This is a genomic window from Companilactobacillus bobalius, assembly GCF_009764355.1.
The window spans coordinates 12716-30380 of sequence record NZ_LNUA01000058.1 but is presented as its reverse complement, the minus strand read 5'-3'; the positions used below and the strand labels follow the sequence as shown (position 1 = coordinate 30380).

General features: G+C 35.1%; 21 protein-coding genes. 5 read left to right on the top strand and 16 right to left on the bottom strand.

The window, feature by feature from the left end:
- Nucleotides 1-55: 55 nt before the first annotated feature.
- The 6 genes from ATN92_RS12965 to ATN92_RS12940 all read right to left on the bottom strand — a co-directional run bounded on the left by ATN92_RS12965 (nt 56) and on the right by ATN92_RS12940 (nt 6224).
- Entirely contained in the window at nt 56-658 is a 603-nt protein-coding gene (locus ATN92_RS12965; RefSeq protein WP_056955043.1) for a hypothetical protein, read from the bottom strand.
- A gap of 228 nt (nt 659-886) precedes the next feature.
- Entirely contained in the window at nt 887-1627 is a 741-nt protein-coding gene (locus tag ATN92_RS12960) for an aspartate/glutamate racemase family protein (protein ID WP_056955045.1), read from the bottom strand.
- Nucleotides 1628-1631: 4 nt separating this feature from the next.
- Nucleotides 1632-3161 carry a UDP-N-acetylmuramoyl-L-alanyl-D-glutamate--2,6-diaminopimelate ligase gene (locus ATN92_RS12955; protein WP_056955202.1) on the bottom strand — a complete coding sequence of 510 codons (1530 nt, stop codon included), beginning with the start codon at nt 3159-3161 and terminating at the stop codon, nt 1632-1634.
- Nucleotides 3162-3175: 14 nt separating this feature from the next.
- A complete protein-coding gene (locus ATN92_RS12950) occupies nt 3176-4420 on the bottom strand; it encodes a D-alanyl-D-alanine carboxypeptidase family protein (protein WP_056955047.1) in 1245 nt (414 codons plus the stop codon).
- A gap of 23 nt (nt 4421-4443) precedes the next feature.
- Nucleotides 4444-5535, bottom strand: coding sequence for a sensor histidine kinase (locus tag ATN92_RS12945; protein WP_082604614.1), 1092 nt, complete (start codon nt 5533-5535; stop codon nt 4444-4446).
- 2 nt (nt 5536-5537) lie between these two features.
- Nucleotides 5538-6224 (bottom strand): response regulator transcription factor, encoded by a 687-nt coding sequence (locus tag ATN92_RS12940; protein ID WP_056955051.1) that lies wholly within the window; start codon nt 6222-6224, stop codon nt 5538-5540.
- A gap of 105 nt (nt 6225-6329) precedes the next feature.
- Here ATN92_RS12940 and ATN92_RS12935 point away from each other — a divergent pair, with 105 nt between their 5' ends.
- Nucleotides 6330-6527 (top strand): hypothetical protein, encoded by a 198-nt coding sequence (locus ATN92_RS12935; RefSeq protein WP_056955053.1) that lies wholly within the window; start codon nt 6330-6332, stop codon nt 6525-6527.
- A gap of 214 nt (nt 6528-6741) precedes the next feature.
- Here the strand turns inward: ATN92_RS12935 and ATN92_RS12930 are convergent, their stop codons facing one another.
- From ATN92_RS12930 to rsmG, 6 genes are all read right to left on the bottom strand, one after another.
- Nucleotides 6742-7488: a DUF1129 family protein gene (locus ATN92_RS12930; RefSeq protein WP_056955055.1), complete on the bottom strand. Its 747-nt coding sequence runs from the start codon at nt 7486-7488 to the stop codon at nt 6742-6744.
- A 15-nt stretch (nt 7489-7503) separates the two neighbouring features.
- Nucleotides 7504-8607 carry a redox-regulated ATPase YchF gene (gene ychF / locus ATN92_RS12925; RefSeq protein ID WP_054642703.1) on the bottom strand — a complete coding sequence of 368 codons (1104 nt, stop codon included), beginning with the start codon at nt 8605-8607 and terminating at the stop codon, nt 7504-7506.
- Nucleotides 8608-8610: 3 nt separating this feature from the next.
- Nucleotides 8611-8874 (bottom strand): DUF951 domain-containing protein, encoded by a 264-nt coding sequence (locus ATN92_RS12920; protein WP_056955057.1) that lies wholly within the window; start codon nt 8872-8874, stop codon nt 8611-8613.
- A 9-nt stretch (nt 8875-8883) separates the two neighbouring features.
- Nucleotides 8884-9753 carry a ParB/RepB/Spo0J family partition protein gene (locus ATN92_RS12915; protein WP_054642704.1) on the bottom strand — a complete coding sequence of 290 codons (870 nt, stop codon included), beginning with the start codon at nt 9751-9753 and terminating at the stop codon, nt 8884-8886.
- Nucleotides 9734-10510 carry a ParA family protein gene (locus ATN92_RS12910; RefSeq protein ID WP_056955058.1) on the bottom strand — a complete coding sequence of 259 codons (777 nt, stop codon included), beginning with the start codon at nt 10508-10510 and terminating at the stop codon, nt 9734-9736. Before ATN92_RS12910 ends, ATN92_RS12915 begins: the two co-directional genes overlap by 20 nt.
- A 128-nt stretch (nt 10511-10638) precedes the next feature.
- Nucleotides 10639-11364 (bottom strand): 16S rRNA (guanine(527)-N(7))-methyltransferase RsmG, encoded by a 726-nt coding sequence (gene rsmG, locus ATN92_RS12905; RefSeq protein WP_056955060.1) that lies wholly within the window; start codon nt 11362-11364, stop codon nt 10639-10641.
- 162 nt (nt 11365-11526) lie between these two features.
- Between rsmG and ATN92_RS12900 the strand changes: the two genes are divergently transcribed.
- Nucleotides 11527-11961 carry a GNAT family N-acetyltransferase gene (locus ATN92_RS12900; RefSeq protein WP_056955062.1) on the top strand — a complete coding sequence of 145 codons (435 nt, stop codon included), beginning with the start codon at nt 11527-11529 and terminating at the stop codon, nt 11959-11961.
- Nucleotides 11962-11972: 11 nt separating this feature from the next.
- Nucleotides 11973-12479 carry a GNAT family N-acetyltransferase gene (locus ATN92_RS12895; protein WP_056955064.1) on the top strand — a complete coding sequence of 169 codons (507 nt, stop codon included), beginning with the start codon at nt 11973-11975 and terminating at the stop codon, nt 12477-12479.
- Nucleotides 12480-12593: 114 nt separating this feature from the next.
- Here ATN92_RS12895 and ATN92_RS12890 read toward each other — a convergent pair whose 3' ends face one another.
- Both ATN92_RS12890 and ATN92_RS12885 read right to left on the bottom strand, forming a co-directional pair.
- Nucleotides 12594-13049: a CopY/TcrY family copper transport repressor gene (locus ATN92_RS12890; protein ID WP_056955066.1), complete on the bottom strand. Its 456-nt coding sequence runs from the start codon at nt 13047-13049 to the stop codon at nt 12594-12596.
- Between the two features lie 70 nt (nt 13050-13119).
- Nucleotides 13120-13854, bottom strand: a complete 735-nt coding sequence (locus tag ATN92_RS12885) for a MerR family transcriptional regulator (RefSeq protein ID WP_056955068.1) — start codon at nt 13852-13854, stop codon at nt 13120-13122.
- Nucleotides 13855-14031: 177 nt separating this feature from the next.
- Here ATN92_RS12885 and ATN92_RS12880 point away from each other — a divergent pair, with 177 nt between their 5' ends.
- Complete coding sequence (locus ATN92_RS12880) at nt 14032-14706, top strand: EAL domain-containing protein (protein WP_321197788.1); 675 nt, start codon at nt 14032-14034, stop codon at nt 14704-14706.
- A gap of 71 nt (nt 14707-14777) precedes the next feature.
- On the opposite strand, the gene ATN92_RS12875 is transcribed toward ATN92_RS12880, so the two are convergent.
- Nucleotides 14778-16106, bottom strand: a complete 1329-nt coding sequence (locus tag ATN92_RS12875; protein ID WP_234032600.1) for a C1 family peptidase — start codon at nt 16104-16106, stop codon at nt 14778-14780.
- A gap of 71 nt (nt 16107-16177) precedes the next feature.
- Between ATN92_RS12875 and ATN92_RS12870 the strand changes: the two genes are divergently transcribed.
- Nucleotides 16178-16855 carry a type 1 glutamine amidotransferase gene (locus ATN92_RS12870; RefSeq protein WP_056955071.1) on the top strand — a complete coding sequence of 226 codons (678 nt, stop codon included), beginning with the start codon at nt 16178-16180 and terminating at the stop codon, nt 16853-16855.
- Nucleotides 16856-16959: 104 nt separating this feature from the next.
- Here the strand turns inward: ATN92_RS12870 and ATN92_RS12865 are convergent, their stop codons facing one another.
- Nucleotides 16960-17553 carry an ECF transporter S component gene (locus ATN92_RS12865; protein WP_082604615.1) on the bottom strand — a complete coding sequence of 198 codons (594 nt, stop codon included), beginning with the start codon at nt 17551-17553 and terminating at the stop codon, nt 16960-16962.
- Nucleotides 17554-17665 lie beyond the last annotated feature (112 nt).

Genomic DNA, 17665 nt, shown 5'->3' with positions numbered 1-17665 from the left:
ACCCGACCTCTGAAAAATATAACTAATTCTTATTATAAAGGCAAGTGATTTCAGATTACCAAATTTGGAAATATTGACCATTAGCTGGTACTAAGTAACTGCCAACTGGAGAGTCTGAATTCTTGCTATAAATATTTATTTGATAACCATTAACATTATTCCAAGTAACTTTACCATTCGCAACATATTGTGTATTAGCTTTATCATACGTTGTGCTTAACTTATCAGCTAAGAAAGAAGTGGCTTGATCTGCTGTCGTAATATTAACCCCTGTTTGTGATGATTGTGCTGTATTCTGATTTTGTGATGATTGGTTATTATTTGTGTCAGTACTGTTGCTATTATTATCAGATTTTGTTGAACTTTGATTTGTTTGTGTAGAATCATTGTTCTTATTTGTTGTGTCAGTATTATTGTTGTTACTATTACTGTCACTGTTATTATCATCATTAGTTGCTTGGTTATCATCATTTGATGAAGACGAAGTAGAACTTGATTGGTCAGACTTCTCAGATTTCTCTGGAGTTGACTTCTTAGTACTCTTTTCTGTTTGTTCAGATCTAGTATTTGACTTTGTACTTGTAGCTTGTTGACTACTGCAACCTGCTAATAAAACCCCTGACAAAATCACTGTAAAAAGCGATAATCTCTTAAACATAGTATAAAAGTACCTCCTTGTACTTGTTATTATATAGGAATGACGTATTTTATTGCAATGTTCCACGAGAAACATTACCGAACCGTAAGAATTAGACAGAAAAATAGCCACAATAATCTGTTTTTGATTATTGTGGCTATTATTTTACGGTAAATAACCAATGTTCTATGCAATATAGTGGAAACGAGCTACATAAGTCAGATTCTAACCGGGCTTATTCCGCTCTCTTTATCCATAAATTTTCGTATAATCAATTTTTTCGCCATTACGAATTTTTTGGCCAAGTTCGATTGATTTATCAACAATAATTCCTTGTCCATCAATAACTTGATAAGGATGATCTGGGGCTTTTTCTTGAGCATACGATAACTCAGTACATCCCAGGACAATAACATCGCAATCAAATTTATCATGCATTGTTTGTAAGATTTTGTGATACTTTGGAGCATTCATCTTACCCTTAATTTTGATGTCATCATAAATCAAGCTTTCAACTTCATCTTGCACTGCTTGATCACCAAGGCTTAATTCAAAACCGGCATTCTTAATTTCGTCTTCATAGACGTGATCAGCAATTGTTCCTTTAGTAGCAATCAAACCGATTCGCTTAGCTTTAGGATATTTATTCTTCATTACACTAATAGCCATATGTGGCATGTGAATTAGTGGAATATCAGTTGCTGCTTGTAATTCTTTATAGTAATAATGAGCTGTATTACAAATAATTACCATAAATTCAGGTTTCAATAAACTTTGTTGTTTAATATCTTCTGTCAATGGAGGTAAAAAGCTGGGTTTACTGTGATCTAAAATATGTGCAGTTCTATCAGGCACACTTGAATGATTGACCAAAATATAATCTAGATAATCTTGATCCTTATTACTAGGTGTCCTCTCATTTAACAAATGTATATAGCTTTCAGTGGCAAGGCTACCCATACCGCCAATTACTGTAAAGAATTTCTTCATGTTTCTAACCTTCGATATCCTTCAAAATTTTCTTAGCTACAACTGGATCACTTGGATAAGGTACATCGACACCCTTAGTCTTTTGATATGGATCATTACCTTTTCCGGCAAGAACGATAATATCTCCATCTCCACTTGAGGTAATCATTTCACGAATAGCTTCTTGACGATCGATTACCGTCTTAACTTGAACTTTTTCGTGGTCAATTTGATCATCGATTTCCTTACAAATTTTAGCTGGATCTTCAAATCCAGGATCGTCTGTTGTCAAAATCGCTGAATCAGCTAGTTCCGTTAGGACTCTAGCAAAGCCTGCACGTCTAGAAACCCCTTTGTCACCAGGGCTACCAACTACAACTTTAACTTTTGATTCAGGATATTCACGCTTAATGAAACTCAATAGAGCGTTCATACTAGCATAGTTGTGGGCGTAATCTACAAAGATTGTCCCGTGGTTCTTGGTATTAATGTGTTCCATTCTCCCCGGGACGAACGCTTTTTTTAAACTTTCAGCGATCACCTCGTTATCAATACCCATAATTTTAGCCGCTGTAATAGCAGCACCAGCATTTAACTCGTTGAAGTCACCAACAAGACCTAATTCATAAGTATATTCACCGTGGTCTTGTAAATCTTCAGCTTTGTCACTTTCGGCTGTATAGGTAAAGACGGAATCATTTAAATTGGATTCTTTGTTGCGAATACTAAAGTCAGTGTCACCGACTTCATCTTTAGCAAATTTGTAAATATCTTTGTCATCACTTGTCTCTTTGGCTGCGGCTAAAACTGTATCATAGTCGTTTGTTTGACGATTAATGATATTTACTTTGGAGTTGATCATCAATTGCTTCTTACAATTCAAATAATCAGCATAAGTTGGATGTTCATTAGGTCCGATATGATCTGGAGTGATATTCAAGAAACCACCAATATCAAATTTCAAACCATAGACACGGTTCTTCTTGTAGGCCTGTGAAGACACTTCCATAACCAAGTACTTCATTCCATTATCAACAGCCCTTCTCATATCATGGAATAATTCCATTGATTCGGGAGTTGTTAAATCTGATTTGAATTCATCACTTGGATTTGGTCCGACGATTCTATCAACAGTTGAGAACAATGCAACTTTCTTAGGATAAGCACTGTTCAAAATGTCATATGTGAAGTATGAAGTTGTCGTTTTACCTTTAGTACCTGTGAAGGCTACGATAAACAAATCATTTTGCGGATTACCATAAAATTCGGCACTCAATAATGCCAAAGCCTTTGATGCATCCTTAACGATTAAACGATCAATATCAGTACTATATTCCTTTTCAGCAACATAGATCTTGGCACCATTCTTAATTGCTTGGTCTAAATATTCTGCTTTGAATTGATTTCCCTTGCAGAAGAAAATTCCATTGGCTTGGTCTTCTCTAGAATTGTAACTAATATTTGTTACTTCGAGATTTTCATCGCTTACTGAATCAGAAACTAGCAAGTCATGACTTTTCAAAATCTCAATAGCTTTACTTACTTTCAAACTCATTCTTTCACCTGCTCCTAAAATAGACGTTTCCATAGATGATTAAAAAATTCAACGATCTGATCCCACCAAGACTTCTGGCTAGTCTTCTTGTGTATTATTTTTTTAACATCTGCCTTTTTAAACGGAAGATAACCACTAGCAGTATTAGCAGCAATTAATTTTACCGTTTGCTTGTTGCGTTTCGCAGTAAAACCTAAGTCGTTACTACTTTCATTATAGCTTAAATTTTCAACATTAAAATTCTTTGGTACCCAAATATAACTAGATTGATTAATTTCATACTTTTTTTTGTTAATAGTAACTTCTGAGCCCTTTTTCAAGGTTTCTTTGTATTCAAAATTATCTTTCACATAGCGAGCTAATTTCTGTGCACTACGGAATCTCTTATCGACATCATTACTTTCACCCTGAGCATTCATCACGATTGTGACAATACGAGTCCCATTCATAGGTAACGTTCCTACAAAAGACTCACCAGCTTGCTTAGTTGTACCAGTCTTTAAACCATCAAACTCATAACCTGCTTGATAATCACGTTGTCCTTTTAATAATAGATTCAAAGAATTATAAGTTTTAGTTTCATTATCGGCAGGAAAATCCAATTTAGCCATTGAGGTTGTTTGCAAAATTTCTGGATACTGGTCCAAAACATGTTTGACGATCACACCAATATCATTGGTTGACAGTTTATTTTCTCCATCAGCACTACCGAGATACATGCTAGAATCCAAATCAGAGTTATTCAATCCTGAAACATTATTTATTTCAGCATCCTTGATACCCCAATTTTTCAAAGTCTTTCTCATCATTTTGACAAAGGCTTGCTGACTGCCAGCCACTTTATCCGCCAACATCATCGCTGCTGAGTTAGACGAAACGATCCACGCTGCTTGATACAATTGCTTAACAGTATAAGAACGACCAACATCCAATTTAACATTGGTTAATTCATTATCCTTAGTCATATCAGCCTGTGCTTGAGTTGGTTGCAGTGTATCTTGTTCAGTAATTTGACCTTCTTTTAAGGCCTTAGTTACCAAATAGAGAGTAATTATTTTGGTAATTGAACCAATAGCAACTTTTTGATTTGCATTCTTGCTGTAAATAACTTGGCCACTATTTTCATCAAAAGCCAGTCCAGCCGCCGCATTCAAATCCAGACTGGGTTGCGAATCAGCCTGAACAGTTGATGCAAACAAAGGTAATGTCAAAATCACTAACGACATTATCAATGCTAATTTTTTAAAGAACTTTTTCATTATTAAACCTCGCAAATCAATCTTTATTGAGTAATTGGAAAATGACTGATAAATGATGTCTTTTCCTTGTTAGATGTAACTGCTATTGTTCCACCGTGTAATTTCACCATGCTCTGGGCAATCGCTAGTCCTAGACCGGTTCCCCCAGTCTTCTTTGATCGTGAATCTTCAACTCGATAGAATCGGTCAAAGACATGTTTTACAGATTCCTCAGGAATAGCCGGACCATTATTAGCCACCGTTACAACGACTTCATTATTCTTTTGTTCGGCCGTTAACCAAATATGAGTGGCTCCTTTACCGTATTTAAAGGCATTCATGATGAGATTATTGAAAACACGACCCAATTTTTCGGTATCGCCTTTCATCATAATCTTATCTGGATGTGAATTGACGATTATTTCCATCCCACGTTTGTTAGCTTCCAATTCAAAATCAGCTGATAATTGATCTAGCATCTGTGCCATATCAAATTGAGTCATATTGAGACGACTCGTTGCATGTTGCACGTTGGCAAATTCAAACAACGAGTTAACTAAATTTTGCATCTCCAATGATTTCTTATAAGCAATGTGGGTATACTTCAAGATTTGTCCTAAATCGTTATAATTCTTACTCTCAATCAATCCTAAATAACCAATAACTGAGGTCAAAGGTGTTCTAATATCGTGACTGACATTACTGATCAACTCATCCTTACTCTTCTCAGATTGTTCCTGCTCTTTAGAACGACGATTCATGTTCGAGATCAATAAATTATAATTATCAATGATTCCTTGTAAATTCTGATTCACTTTTACCCCAATTGGTTGCGGTAAATTAGCTGTAGCGCTCTTTTGTAAAATCTGTTGAACTTGGTGCAATTCGAGACGATGATACATAGTCAAAGCCATCATAATGGTCAAAATCAGTTGTACCAAAAGGGTCAAAACTAAGATCCAAAGTTTATCACTGATAAGATTGGATAGATTAGTTTTGACATTTTCGACAAATCCACTTTTGCCGATAGCTCCTATTAAAACTATATTGATAATCTGAAATAAAAGAAAGGTGCCTATTCCTTCTAAAAGGAGGACACCTTTTTCTTTTACATTCAGTTTGATTCTTTTATTCAAAATCAAACCTCCACTTTGTAGCCAACGCCCCAAACGGTTTCAATAACTTTTTCACCATTAGTTGCTTCTTCTAGTTTGTCGCGCAAATGACTGACATGAACCATAACGGTTTTTGCCGAAACGACGCTCTCTTGTTTCCAAACTCTTTCAAAAATTTCATCCGCTGAAAAGACACGATTTGGATGGCTAGCTAGTAAATAGAGCACTCCAAATTCTAATGCCGTCAACTGCACTTTTTGATTAGAATCAGTTACTACTTCATGTGAATCTTTATAGATAGTAATTGGTCCTACTTCCAATTTATCTGGAACATTCTTGGCTGTTTGTTGAGAACTACGACGTAACAACGAACGAATTCGTGCCATTATCTCTAATGGATTAAAAGGCTTCGTTACATAATCGTCAGCACCCGTGATAAGACCTTGAATTTTGTCCATATCAGTCGTTTTGGCAGAAACAATAATAATTGGAATTTGTGAGTTTTTACGAACTCGTTTAACGACTTCAATACCATCGATTCCAGGCATCATGATGTCCAAAACCATCAACGCTATATCGCTATGAGCTGCTAATTGGTCTAAAGCTTCTTGACCAGAATTAGCTGTCACAGGTTCATAACCTTCATTTTTAATATAAATACTAAGTAGTTCTACAATCTCTTTATCATCATCAACCACTAAGATTTTCATTTAATAGACCTCTCAAGCGTACATATATTTACAAGTATACAACTAGTTAGTATTATACAATAAGATAGAACTAGATTACTAATTAGACCGTGAAAGTGAGTTTTTATGGATTATTTAAAAAAACGTTTAAAATTTATTTTGATTATCATTTTTTCAATTGCTGTGATTGCATTCGTTCAATATGAATTACATTTTGATCACAACTTAAACATCAAAAAAGTCGGTATGATGATGACTATCCTGCAGGCTGCCGCTGGTGGTTATGGTTTATATGGTCTAGTGCAGTTTTTCCGAGTTAAATAAAAATCTCTCAATCCTTTTGGATTGGGAGATTTTTTGATTTTGAATTTCTATTTAACTTCTATTTAGAATAACCACTGTTCTTTGCCGAATAGTGGAAACGAGTTGCACAAGGGCAACTCCTTCCGGTTAAGTCAACTTTCTCAGCCGGCGCTTCGCCACCGGCTGAGAAAGTAGTCTTAATCCTCGGGAGCTGGACGCCCTTGTTCCACTCTCTTTAGAAAAATGTCTTTTCTTTGATTCCCATGTAACGACGGAAAGCAAAACGGATACCATATGCTACTACTGCAGCTACAAAGTAACCTACTGCATTAAGTGTTGGATTAATTGTTGTTGGTACAAATGCCATTGCTCCTAAGAAGACAAACATCAGTACTAAACCTAGTGCCAAGTAACCAATTGTTTTACCCCAACCAGGTCTCTCTGATTTTGGCATTCTCATTTGGTTGTTGAACCATGTTAACAATGCACCCCACATTAATGACAAGACGATCAATGTTAAGACACCTGTTTGATTATTAGGATCTGTCTTCTTCGATGTCAATGCAACGACTCCGTATAACAATCCAAACAAAGCAAAGAATAACAAAGCTGTATCGATCCATAGTCCCCAGAATGGTGTTTTCTTAGGCTTTTTAACTGGATGAGCAATCTCTTTAGCCTTTTGAGTAACTGGTCCATAAAGTTGATTAGCAGGAATTCCTTTAATCTGATTATCAATCATTTCAGGTAACATTCCATCGATGACTTCTTTGGCTTCTTCTTCTTTGAAACCATCGTCAAGCAAGCGTTTGTTAAGTTTAAAAACATATTCCGCATTTTTATTACTTAACTTTTTACTCAAATCATCAGTATCTGCACTGTAAATTTGGCTTGTGACTTCTTCTTTTTTCTCATTTTTAGCTGAAGCAACTTTTTGCTTTTCAGCAGCCTTTTTATTCTTTTCTCTTAAATCCTCTGACATTTTGCTCCCCCTGGATTAGACATTGAAACGAAATTCGATAATATCACCATCTTGAACTTCGTAATCCTTACCTTCAACACGTAATTTTCCGGCTTCCTTAACAGCCTTTTCACTACCTAGTTCGTCTAGATCACTAAAGGCCATTACTTCGGCACGAATAAATCCACGTTCAAAATCAGAATGAATGATTCCGGCAACTTGTGGTGCTTTCATTCCTTCATGGAAAGTCCAAGCACGTGTTTCCTTACCACCTGCAGTAAAGAATGTTCTAAGACCTAACAACTTGTAACTAGCTCTGATCAACTTATCAAGTCCTGATTCTGTAACACCTTCAGCTTCAAGGAACTCTTTTCTTTCGTCATCATCTAATTCAGCAATTTCTTCTTCTGTCTTAGCTGAAACACCAATAACTTGAGCATTTTCTTTCTTAGCATAGTCTTCAATCAACTTGTAATACTTTGAACCTTCAGGGTCAGCCATATCATCTTCAGCGATGTTAGCAACATACAAAACAGGTTTTGATGTTAATAGGAATAATCCCTTAACAATCTTTTGTTCTTCTTCATCGAAGTCAATTGATCTAACAGCTCCACCTTTTTCAAGTACTGGCTTAATTTTTTCTAGAACAGCGAATTCAGCTTGAGCTTCTTTATCTTTAGCACTCTTAGCTGCTTTTTCAACTCTTGTGTAACGCTTGTTGATACTATCAAGATCAGCGATACTTAATTCCAAATTAATTGTTTCAATATCATCTAGTGGATCAACTTTACCAGTTACACTTGTGATATCGTCGTCATCAAATGCACGAACGACGTGAACGATAGCGTCAACTTGTCTGATATTTTCCAAGAACTTGTTACCAAGTCCTTCACCTTTACTAGCACCCTTAACGATACCAGCGATATCAGTGAATTCAAAAGTAGTATGAATTAATTTTTTAGCAGGAATCAAAGAATCGATTCTTGATAGACGTTTATCTGGTACTTCAACCATTCCCACGTTAGGGTCGATTGTTGCGAAAGGATAGTTAGCCATTTCGGCACCAGCCTTTGTAATAGCGTTAAATAAAGTTGACTTACCAACGTTTGGTAGTCCTACAATTCCGGCAGTTAAAGCCATTAGTTATTCCTCATTTCTTTTAATAAAATTAGGTGGCATTAATTGATCTTTAGTCAAATAATGTTGCTCATTTTCCGTTTTCACCTGGTCGGCTTGAGTTAATACTTTTTTGAATTTCTTTTTAAATTCAGCACGTGGAATCATAACGATGTGACCACAGCCTAAGCACTTAACTTTAATATCCGCACCCATTCGGATTACTTCCCAGCGGTTAACCCCACAGGCATGGGGCTTTTTCATTAAGATAATATCTCCAAGTTTAAACATACAATTCCTCTAATCTAAATGGATTCCTAATATGTCTAAAATACGGTTCAAATCATCCGTATTCGAGAAATCAATTTCCAGTTTTCCATGACCGCTCCGATTCTCTCTAACAACAACAGGAGTGTCAAATCTTTCCACCAATTTTTCTTCAGTAGCTTTGATATATGGTGATTTTTGAACAACTCGTTTCTTTCTTTTACTATCGTGTTTGGATTCGGTAGCTAATTGTTCCAATTGACGAACAGTCAAATCTTCATCGACAGCACGTTTAGCGAGTTTATCAATCTGTTCTTTATCTTTCAAACTAAGCAAGGTTCTAGCTTGTCCCATTGATAATTTACCGTTTTGTACTAATTTCTTAGTTGCATCAGGTAAATTCAATAGACGTAAGTAATTAGCGATATAAGGACGACTCTTGCCCAATCTTTGGGAAACTTGTTCTTGTGTCAAATTCAATTTTGTTATCAAAGTTTGATACGCATCTGCTTCTTCTAATGGCGTTAAATCTTCACGCTGTAAGTTTTCCAAAACTGCAATTTCCATCATACCTGATTCGCTTAAAGGACGAATAATTGCTGGAATAGTAGTTTTCTTAGCAATCTTACTTGCTCTAAAACGACGTTCACCAGCGATAATTTCAAAACCATTAACACTTTCACGGACGATGATAGGCTGAAAGACACCATTCTGTTCGATTGAACGAGCTAGTTCATTTAAAGCATGTTCATCGAAGGTTTTTCTAGGTTGATATGGATTAGGACGAATGTCATCGATTGATAGATCAACTACAGTTTCACTATTTTCATCGATTGCTTCGAATTCGGAGAAGATTGCGTCAATTCCTCTTCCTAAACCCTTTTTATTTTTGCTTGATGCCATTACGCTTTAACACCTCCTTAGCAAGATCACGATAAGCTTGTGCACCTCTTGACTTGTCGTCGAAATCAACGATTGGTAGTCCATAACTTGGAGCTTCAGCTAAGCGCGTATTTCTAGGTACGATTGATTTATAAACCGAATCGCCGAAATATGATTTCACTTCATCTACAACTTGAGCGCCCAAGTTAGTTCTAGCGTCTAGCATAGTGATCAGAACACCTTCAATAGCAAGGTTTGTATTAAAGTGCTTTTGAACTAAGCGAATTGTATTCAATAACTGACTTAATCCTTCCAAAGCGTAATATTCACTTTGAACAGGAATAATGATTGAATCACTGGCTGTAAAAGCATTGGTTGATAATTGACCCAATGAAGGCGGACAATCAATCAAAATAATGTCATAATCAGCATCCACTTCTGCAAGTCCAGCACGTAAACGAGTTTCACGAGCCATCATCGAAGTTAGTTCCATTTCCGCACCAGCTAATTGGATTGTCGCTGGCACGATATCGAGATTCTTATGTTTGGTATGGATAATGGTCTTTTTGAGTGGATATTCATTAACTAAAACGTCATAAACATCTTTTTCTACACTGGCCTTTTTGATTCCCAATCCACTTGTAGCATTTCCTTGAGGATCAGTATCTACTATTAATACTTTTTGGCCCAGATCAGTTAAACATGCTCCCAAATTGATGGTGGTTGTGGTTTTTCCGACACCACCTTTTTGATTTGCAACAGATATTTTTCGTGCCATTTTATTCCCCTATCTCTAGAAATTGCTCAACAATTTCACAAAATATTATCTATGGTAATCACTTTTTGGCGCTTTTGCCATAACTATATAATCTTATCATTTTTACAATATTATTTAATAGTTTGGAATTATTTCACGAGCGGTTTTTTAGTTGGAGTACCGGGTTTTCGAGGATACTTTTTAGGTGTCTTAGAAATTTTTTCAACGAAGATAAAGTTACGAATACCGGCATCATTTGGCAATTCAACTGATTCTTGTTGTTTAATTGCTCCACCCAAAGTTTCAATAGCGTATTGTGCATTTTTAACTTCTTCAGGGGCTTTTTCAGATTTCATAGCTACGAATTGACCACCGACTTTTACCAATGGCAAACAGAATTCTGTCAAAACATTCATGGCTGCCACTGCTCGAGCTGTCACAACATCAAATTTTTCACGGAATTGAGGATTCTTACCAACCTCTTCGGCACGACCATGAACCAAACTGACATCAGTTAGATTGAGTTTATTAACTAATCCCTCCAAAAATTTAATTCGTTTGTTTAATGAATCAACAATCGTAATTTTTAATTTAGGATTGATAATTTTTAGTGGCAATGATGGGAACCCTGCACCAGATCCAACATCGCACAATGTTAATTCCTCATTTAAGATTTTTTCATCAACAAAACCGAGTACGATTGAATCATAAAAATGTTTCAAGTAGACTTGGTCTTCATCCGTAATTGAAGTTAAATTCATTACCTTATTAGTCTCAACTAGTTCATGAAAATAAGTCGCAAATTGTTCCTTTTGAACACTGCTCAATTCAATACCCTTTTGGGCTAAAGCTTCAAAAAATTCTTCCGGTTTCATTAAATACCTCCACTCGTGAAACAGTGTTTCACACTCTCTAATCGTATATTAATGCGCCACTTAATTCAATGATGAGTTCAATAAGTCTAGTTGAAATATAGTTGCATTTGCAACAATAAAAATATATACTAAATTTAATTTAAACCTCTGAGGGGAGAGCTTATGATAATTGTCAAACATACTAATGAATTGAAACCAAATGAATTAATTGAAATCTTCAAGCAACGAGTAGCTGTTTTTGTCGTTGAACAAAATTGTCCTTATCAGGAAGTTGATGATGATGATTTTGACGATTTGCATGTTTGTTTAATGGAAAACAATAAGCTTAAGGCTTACACCAGAATTATCGACAAAGGCGATCACATAACTTTTGGACGTGTGCTTGTAGTCAAAGAATATCGTAAAGATGGCCTTGGTCGTCAAATCGTTCAGGCTACAATCGATGAAATTAAAAAGAGATTCCCTAACCAACCAATTCAGATTCAAGCCCAAGCTTATTTGCAAAAATTTTATGAAAGCTTTGGCTTCAAAGCTATTTCCACAGTTTATTTGGAAGATAACATCCCCCATTTAGATATGTTGCTAGAAAATAATTAGAGGTGTTCATAATGAACTTAGTTACTTTACCGGTAAATATTGAAGAAATTGATTACGCAGAATTACCTAAATTACAAAAATTGAGTGTTGAAACTTTCAATGATAGTTTCCGCCATTTCAGAGCATCTAAGGATTTTTCCAATTACACTTTAAAAAATTATAATTATGGTCAGCTAGCAAAAGAGATGCTTAACCTTCGATCAAGGTTTTATTTCATTTACTACAATCATAAATTAGCTGGTTATCTTAAACCCAATTTTGCGACTGAAGCTTTAGAAATTGATAGATTCTATTTACGCAAAGATTTTGAATATATTGGTTTGGAAAAACAATTATTAGAGTTCACATTAAAGAAGGCCAAAGAACTTCGTCAACATCATATTTGGAGTCGTATTTGGGAACATGATGATTCAGTACTTCATTTTTATAAACAATTTGGTTTTCAAAAAACTACTAGTCGTAATTTTTCATTAAATGGTGTATTACAAAAAGATCTTATTATGGAATTGAATCTATAGAAAAAGACGGTACAAATCACATTCGTGAAATGTATCGTCTTTTTTTGACTCAATGAAGTATCCAAAGTGGCTGCTTCATTTGCCCCTGCCAAGGAACTTAATTATAACTCATCCTTAGCACATATGTTCACAGCCATCAGGTAAACAATCACAATTTACCTTCTCTGGAGCTGTTTTCACTTTATTATCCAGCGTTTTCTGTAATAATTCAATATCGCTCTTACTAATATCTAATGAGTTGATCAACTCATTTAAAACTGAACCCGTCTTATGAGCACAGAAATCATTGAACAAACTATTAGCGTATTCATCCATCGTCTCTTGTTCGGAAACAGTTGTCGAATAGATATAACGACCGTTTTCTTTTTTACGGCTAAGAAATTCTTTTTTAGTTAATCTAGTTATTAACGTTTTAATCGTTGAGTCAGACCAATCCTGCTTTTGTTGCATCAGATTGATAATTTCCGTACTAGTCACGTGCTTCAAAGTCCACACGATACGCATAATTTGCCATTCCGCTGAAGAAATTTCAACTTTTTTCTGTTCTTTCTTTACTGCCACAGTATCCATCAAAATCTTCCTCTCTTAACAAATTAATTATATAACATAACGTTGACTAGTTTGTGAATATTTTTTGAATTCAGGATTTATTTAGTTGTCCTTCGTCATAAACTTCAACACAATAATCCTTCTTGCCGCAGACTGGACAAGTTAATTTGCGTGCTCTGATATTATGTTTGGCCCAAAATGCTTCTTTTATACTTGGTTTAAATTCGGCTCCACAGTTAGGACAAATATAATTAGTCTTTTGAAAATAGTATCTAGTTACCAAAGTAGCACAGATAATTAAAAGAACAATCGCAATTAAAAATGGCCACCACTGACCCTTAATGATTCCCCAAGCCAAAGTACCGTATTCCAAAATATTAAAGGGAATCCCATATAGAACCATTCTCAAATGAACTTTACGCAATTCTTTCTTGTTTTTCATAACATCTTCTATGTCATCAATTGTATTTAATGATACCTGATCGATTTGAGGTAAATTTTTTCTTAACTCTTCGATTGTTTTCAATTGTTCACGCGAATCTCTTAAAGTATCTTTAATAGCTTTTTGCTGCTGCTCCAAAAGTAAATTCAAAACCACAATTGAATTTTTACTATTTAGAATTTCAGCAATTGCTTTTAACGGTAAACCTAACTTCTTCAATAAAAGAATTAACTTTAATCTACTCAAATCCACATCGGTATATATTCTGCGGCCACTTTCAGCAACTTTACTAGGCTTTAGTAAGTCCTTTTTATCGTAATATTGTAGTGTCCGGACAGAGACTGAAGCTATTTTAGCCAATTCACCAGTTGTATATTCTGACATAGATTTTCACCTCTTTCTATAATCACTTTTACCTTATTACCTGAGGTCATTAGCAAGTACTTTTTCTCTTTTATTTCATAACGGCGTTATGCAATTAAACAACCTAGCTGATTAATTGCCTTAATTTTTGAAAAGTCATAAAATAGTTCGATAGATGATAAATTCAATTAAATTTAAATAAAGGAGGAAAGGATTACGAAATATAGTTTTTTTGTTCAGCCACAGATAAACAAAGATGATGATTCAATTTTCGGTTACGAGGTTCTTTTGCGTAAAGAAGACAATGGTTCTTGGCATTTACCAGAGGACTTTACGGAACTTTCGATTGAACGACAAACTAAGTTGCTCGAAGAAACTGTTAAATCTTTGGAGAAAAATACTGGCAAAGATGATCGGATGATTTCCTTCAATTTAAATCATGATCAAACTAATGATCCAACAACAATTGATGAGATTATTTCTTTAAAGAAAAGAATTGCTCCTGTTTCACTCACAATTGAACTAACTGAAGCTGTTCCCTTAGATAAAGTTAAAAAATTGAGTTCACTATTACATCAAAATAGTATCTCTTTAGTTATCGACGATGTCGGGACTGGCTCTAATACTTATGAAAATGTTAAACAGGCATTACCCTATGTTGATCGAATCAAGTTTGCAATGCAAAATTTTCGCATGAGTGGTCACGCCGAACTAATCCCTAAGTATCTTGATTTTTGGGTTAAACAGGCCGAAAAGTATTGCTTAGATATGGTAATCGAAGGTGTCGAAGATTATAAGGATCAAATTTTAGCTAAAAAATATGGTATCGATATTCAACAAGGATACCTTTATGGAAAACCAGCAATGGTTTAATTATGTTAAAAAATAATAGCCTCAATAACTCGGTTTTGAGTTATTGAGGCTATTTTAGCTTGTTTTATTTTTTACGATAATGCATCCCATGAAGGTAGAACAACTGGTTCTTGATCAAGTTCAGCTAATTCTTCATCGTTTAAATATTTCTTATTAATAACGACTTCATAAGTATTATCTTTGAACCATTTTTCATCCATCAAATAATAACCATGAACTCCGTTATCTTCACCCCAAGAATTTTCAACTTTCCAACGGTTAGGTTGACCATGCAAAATGTTAACACCGGTGATGGTCATTGCGTGAGAAACTTCAGCTTCTCCATAGTCAAGAGCGAGTCCCTTTTCAATTTGACTATCCATGCCGAACAATTCGTCATATTGATAAAGATCACCCAATAAGTAACCATTCTTACGGTCTGATTGCTTCAAAACATCATTACCGAACCAAACCAATTGATTATTCTTCAATTGTTGAATAGTTAATTCTTCAAGACGTTCCATCGGTAAGTTCAAGAAGACATGCTCTTTACCGCCAATAACGTTATTTTGGTTCTTAATTGAATAAACTTGATGATATTTCTTACTCTTTTGAGGAGAATTCTCAATTGTCACAAAATCATCCAAGTTAGTTGTAAAGTAGTTATTAAAGAATTGTTTTGGTGTGATATTTTCTTCTTCAATCAACTTATCATTATCAGTTTGCAATGATAGTTCAAAACTCTTTGGTGGCAAGCCGAATGAGTATACACAAATCTTGTAAATTTCTGACAACATTTCGTTGACGCGTTTATCAATATCTGCTTGAGCAGCTCCATCCTTAACTAATTGGCGTAGTTCAATTCCATTTTTGCGCAATAATTTATTAAGGACGGCGTCGAATTCACGTGTATTTTCTGAAACAGCTGTTTCTGGCATAACGTAGTTAGGCACTACACCATACTTACTAATCAAGTTAGCAGCAGAGCTCCAAAAACCACCATCACCATTAGGACCACTGAAAACATCATTTACCTGACGATCTTCAATTGGTAAATCGGCTGATTCTAGAACCTCTTGATAAAAGGCATTAGATTTTTCTAGTCGATCCCAAAATGATAAATAATTTTGAGACAATTCAAAATCTTTCATATTGTTTCGTAAAGCAAATTCGGTTCTCAAAGTATTAAGTGCAGCAAATAGCCAGCAACGTCCGGATTGCTTCTGGTTAGAGACCTTCCCTGAGTTGACCATAATATTAAATGAAGGATTCAACTTCGTTTTTACTTCTGGATCTTCTGAAGCTTTGTAAATTCCAACCTGTGCTACAGAATTTTTCAAAACATTATTACTTGCATCTTGATTTAAGTTCTTGTTAAAATCTGCTAAAATCTCTTTATTGATTTCTTTTGTCAATTCCATCACCTCGTTACTAAACTATATTACAATTATTTAACTAAATTACAATGTTTCTAATCTAAATTGGAGAAATTATGTCTGAAACTATTAAAATTGCTTACTTATACGAAGATTTAATGAATACTTACGGAGACAGTGGAGATGTTAAAATTCTCAGCTTTCTTCTTAAAGAACAAGGTTATGATACTCAAGTTGATAACATCAGTTTGGATATGGACTTTAACGCCTTTGATTATGACTTCCTTTTCTTTGGTGGTGGTCAAGATTTCGAACAATCAGTTGTCGCAACTGACTTACAAAGACATCGTCAAACTATCAAAGATTATATTGAAGATGACAAGCCAATGCTTTGCATCTGTGGTGGTTACCAGTTTCTCGGAAAGTACTATGAAACAAGTGGTGGCAAAACCATCCAATGTCTCGATGTCCTACCCCTACACACAGTTTTCAAAGCCGACAGTCGTATGATCGGTGATACTGAGTATAAGACTGAATGGGGCACTGTAAAGGCTTTTGAGAACCATAGTGGCCGTACTTACTTCGATGATAAGAAAATGCTTAAACCTTTCGGAACAATGATCCAAGGCTATGGTAACAATCCTGATGACAAACAAGAAGGTATGCGTTACAAGAATGTTATTGGCAGTTACTCACACGGACCAATTTTAAAGAACGAAAATGTTGCCCGTGCCATTGCAGATAAAATCGTTCAAGCTCATAAAGAACGCATGGCAGCTACAAGCAACAAATAATTTGAAAACATAAAAAAGATTTTAATCAAAAAACGGCCTCAATTAAGCATTCAAGATATATTCTTTACTTGAATCCCTTATATAGAGGCCGTTTTTATATATTATTAATTATCCAAAAATTTATTAGTTTTCAATATAGCACTAGAAATAGCTGGGGCAATAATGATAGCCGCAATCATTTCTGGAACACCATTGGTTCCAACAATTACTAACAATAACTTATTCAAAAGGTCAGTTTGAGTAGCATAGGCTTGTGCCATAGTACTTGCATACATCAAACGCATCAATCCTAATACTAGGCCGGTGTTAACTAAAGAACCAACTCCGGAAGCTATGGCCATCCCTAAAACTTTTTTACTTGTATGATGTTTGAACCACAAATAGATCCACCCAGCAACCAATCCGACAGCTACTCTGGGCAAAACGGCCACAACTGGATTAGTAAAAACTGTTGTATCAATAATTGAAGTTGGATTAGTGAAAGCACGGATAATCGTTCCAATTCCCCAGACTAGACCTACAATTGCTCCATCTTTAGGTCCCAAAACAATAGCAGCTACGATAACAGTAATATGGATAATCGTTATATTAATAAAACCGGTTGGTATGAAACCTAAAAAAGGCACCATTGATTGCACAAGAATAATCGCCATTAAGATTCCTAAAATTGCTGTGCGATAAGCTTTTCTTTTTTGCAAATGTCTTCACGTCCTATTTTGATTTTCTTAATTTTACCTGATTACACTGTAAAGAACAAAAAAATAACTATTCTGAAATAATTATTTCTCTACAAAAAAAATCCGATTTGAC